The sequence below is a fragment of the Bacillota bacterium genome (assembly GCA_040754675.1).
Taxonomy (GTDB): Bacteria; Bacillota; Limnochordia; order Limnochordales; family Geochordaceae; genus Geochorda.
Map to the genome: position 1 here is coordinate 1 of JBFMCJ010000495.1, position 2,987 is coordinate 2,987.

Consider the following 2,987-nt stretch of genomic DNA (forward strand, 5'->3'; position numbering starts at 1 on the left):
GCTGGCCACCCACCGTTCGCTTCACCCGTCGGTAACGTCACCCGGGAGATCGCCGGCCGCCTGCGCCCCGGCCAGCTCATCAGCCTGGAGTCGACCACCTACCCGGGCACCACGGACGGCGTCATGCGCCCCATCCTGGAGGCCTCGGGGCTCAAGGCCGGCGCGGACTTCTCCCTGGCCCACTCCCCCGAGCGGGTCGGCCCCGGCAACAAGCGCTACACCACCCGCAACCCCAACAAGGTCGTCGGCGCCACCGGCCCGGCCTCCCGGGAGGTGGCCCTGGCGTTTTACTCGCACAGACCATCCAGCAGGTCGTCCCCGTCTCCTCGGCCGCCGCCGCCGAACTGGTCAAGGTGTTCGAAAACACCTTCCGGGCCGTCAACATCGCCCTGGTCAACGAACTGGCGATGCTCTGCGACCGCATGGGGCTCAACGTGTGGGAGGTGCTCGACGCCGCGTTCACCAAGCCCTTCGGCGTACTGCCCACCCTTGGCACGGCCGCCTAACCGCGAACCCCTTCACCATGGGAGGATCGGGTTTTCGACCGGAGGTCGAGCGCCTGCTCTTCCCGCCGCAAGGCGGCCGGCCGCCGAACCGAAACAAGCCTCGGAATCCTGACCGTGCTGGGCCACTGCCAGGACCTCAGCTCACCTGGCCTCGCTTGAACTCGAAAGCCGCCGCCTCTGCATCGCTTCGCTGGGGTCGAAGCCCACTGCGCCAGCGGTGTGGCGCCCTCGTCCGTCCCCTCAACCTGCACTGCCCCATCCGCCGGGCGCTGGACGCGTACGGACACTTCCGCGGCACGGATCTCGCCCTCCCCGGGGAACGCACCGACCTGGCCGAGCGCCTTCAGGCCGCGGCGTGCGGGCGGTACGAGCGCATCCACGAGCGACCTGCAGCATGGCCGTGACCGGACGAATGGCCCCCAAGGACCTCACCGTGAGCCCGCCCGATCGGCCTCTACCCTTCAGGTACCGGGTATTGCTTACGGAGGGGCACGACATTATAATGTCGGCGGCGGTGAGCAGGGTGAAGCGAACTCAAGTTTATCTGGATCCTGTGGAACACGAGGCCCTAAAGCGCAAGGCTGCGGAGGAAGGCGTCTCGATGTCGGAGTTGGTCCGCCGTATCGTCAGGGAACAGCTGGGGCTCGGCAAGCACCGCGGCTCCCCCGAGGAGAGGCTGATGCGCCTCGTGGCGATCGGGGCGAGCGGCCTGTCCGATGTCTCGGAGCGCCATGACGAGTACCTGGCAAGAGCCCTGCGGCGGGAGACGGAGAGACGGGAGTGACCGTTCTCGTTGACACCGGCGCGTGGTATGCCCTGGCGGACCGGTCGGATGCGCATCACGCCGCGGCGCGGCGGTGGTACCAGAGCCGTGCCCCCCACGAAGACCTCGTGACGACGGATCTCATCCTGACGGAGACCTTCACCCTTCTCATGGCGCGCCTGGGGCACCAAGCGGCTCGTGCTTGGTGGGACGCGTTCCGTGCGACGAACGTCCGATACGTCGTCCCCACTCCGCCCGACTTCGACCGGGCAAGCGAAGTCCTGGCTCGGTTCTCGGACCACGACTTCAGCCTGACGGACTGCGTGACCTTCGCCATCATGGAGAGGCTCGGAATCCACTCGGCTTTCAGTTTCGACGTTCACTTCACCGTGGTTCGTCTGGGTTCCCGATACTCGCGGGCCATCACGCGCGTTCCCTGAAGCGGCTCGTCGACGACGAGGGGCCCCGAGGCCCCGTCTTCTTCGGCGTCTGGTTGGTGTTCATGGTGCTGACGGCCGACTGTGTTTCTCCACGTGATAGCGTTCCGGGCTCGGCCGTCGGGATGGGGACGTCGCCTACATCCACCGAAAGGCGGCTGCCAGGTAGCTGGCACGGCCGATGGTGATGGGGCCGCCGAGGTTGAGCTCCACACAGACCCGCAGCCCACGGCCCACGCCCCGCAGGCGCAGGAGCTGATGGGCAAGACCGTCGACGGGGGGCGTCGCATCCAGCCCCAGCAGGTCGCCGATCAGCACGGCGTTTTCGAGCAGTTCCCAACGAACCTTGGTGTAGCTGCCCACCACGGGAAGCTGGCGGGCGGCGTCGGGTCGATAGCAGAAGCTGCGGTGCCCGCGAGCGGATTGCCCCCCGCGTGGCGTCCTACCGGCCTCTTGGCGTGCTCTCATGAGGGTCGGGGAAGGAAGATGCCGTGGGGCGGCGCTTCAAGGTCGTCTTAGAGTGGGACGAGGATGGGCCCGGCTACGTGGTCCGTGTACCAGCCTTGCCCGGTTGCTTCACCCAGGGCAGCACCCGCCAGCAGGCGCTGGAAAGGGTCCGGGAGGCCATCGAGGGGCATCTGCAGGCCCTCGCAGCGAGTGGTGAACCGATCCCCGAGGGCGATGTGGACGTATCCATCGAGGAAGTCGAGGTGCCTGTGTGAGCCCTCGGGCACCCCGGGTGACGGGGGCGAATCTCGTACGCGCATCGGGTTTTGGGATCGTCCGGATCAAGGGCAGTCATCATCACCTGAGGCGAGAAGGGGGCTCGTTGGTCACCGTTCCGGTTCATCGCGGGGAGATCATCTACCCGCGGGGGCTGGTCCACCAGCGTACGACAGTGGCACGCGCCGGCGTTCACACCGAGCTGTCCGAGCCCGGAAAGAGGTTACCCATTAGAACCCGCTGGAGCAGCGAGGGCGACTTCTTCGCTCGACCCACGATAGGGCGCGGCCTGCCGGGTGCCGTCAGGTCGGCGATCAGTTGCGAGATGCAATACTCCCTCGGGCGGGGATGAGCCGTTGGGGTCGCCGGGCACAGGTATACGGGCCGCAACGTACCTCGCTGGTCTACTGGAGGCAGGCACTTCGCGCCTGTTTCGCAGCGTGGGAACAGACCGAGGGCGGAGGAAGAAGGTACTGGTATGACGTTTCCGGGCGTGCGGGCTGGCGAGCCCGGTACGTCAAGGAAGTGGACGCTCTTGAGCGAACGACATCCTTTCGC

7 protein-coding genes and 1 pseudogene are annotated in these 2,987 nt (G+C 67.2%); 7 read left to right on the plus strand and 1 reads right to left on the minus strand.

What is annotated here, in order from left to right; translation table 11 throughout:
• The 4 genes and pseudogenes from AB1609_19645 (at nt 1) to AB1609_19660 (ending at nt 1,709) form a co-directional block, all read left to right on the plus strand.
• A pseudogene (locus AB1609_19645) lies at nt 1-482 on the plus strand (UDP-N-acetyl-D-glucosamine dehydrogenase).
• A 179-nt stretch (nt 483-661) separates the two neighbouring features.
• Nucleotides 662-910, plus strand: a complete 249-nt coding sequence (locus AB1609_19650; protein MEW6048658.1) for a hypothetical protein — start codon at nt 662-664, stop codon at nt 908-910.
• A gap of 98 nt (nt 911-1,008) precedes the next feature.
• Complete coding sequence (locus tag AB1609_19655) at nt 1,009-1,290, plus strand: CopG family transcriptional regulator (protein ID MEW6048659.1); 282 nt, start codon at nt 1,009-1,011, stop codon at nt 1,288-1,290.
• On the plus strand, nt 1,287-1,709 hold the full coding sequence (locus tag AB1609_19660; GenBank protein ID MEW6048660.1) for a PIN domain-containing protein: 423 nt from the start codon (nt 1,287-1,289) through the stop codon (nt 1,707-1,709). The genes AB1609_19655 and AB1609_19660 overlap by 4 nt, the downstream gene beginning before the upstream one ends.
• Nucleotides 1,710-1,844: 135 nt before the next feature.
• On the opposite strand, the gene AB1609_19665 is transcribed toward AB1609_19660, so the two are convergent.
• Entirely contained in the window at nt 1,845-2,069 is a 225-nt protein-coding gene (locus AB1609_19665) for a hypothetical protein (protein MEW6048661.1), read from the minus strand.
• Between the two features lie 128 nt (nt 2,070-2,197).
• Here AB1609_19665 and AB1609_19670 point away from each other — a divergent pair, with 128 nt between their 5' ends.
• The 3 genes from AB1609_19670 to AB1609_19680 form a co-directional block, all read left to right on the plus strand.
• Nucleotides 2,198-2,428, plus strand: coding sequence for a type II toxin-antitoxin system HicB family antitoxin (locus AB1609_19670; protein ID MEW6048662.1), 231 nt, complete (start codon nt 2,198-2,200; stop codon nt 2,426-2,428).
• A 17-nt stretch (nt 2,429-2,445) separates the two neighbouring features.
• On the plus strand, nt 2,446-2,781 hold the full coding sequence (locus AB1609_19675) for a type II toxin-antitoxin system HicA family toxin (protein ID MEW6048663.1): 336 nt from the start codon (nt 2,446-2,448) through the stop codon (nt 2,779-2,781).
• Nucleotides 2,778-2,987: hypothetical protein (locus AB1609_19680; GenBank protein MEW6048664.1), on the plus strand; the 210-nt coding region annotated here is incomplete at its 3' end. The genes AB1609_19675 and AB1609_19680, both read left to right, overlap by 4 nt.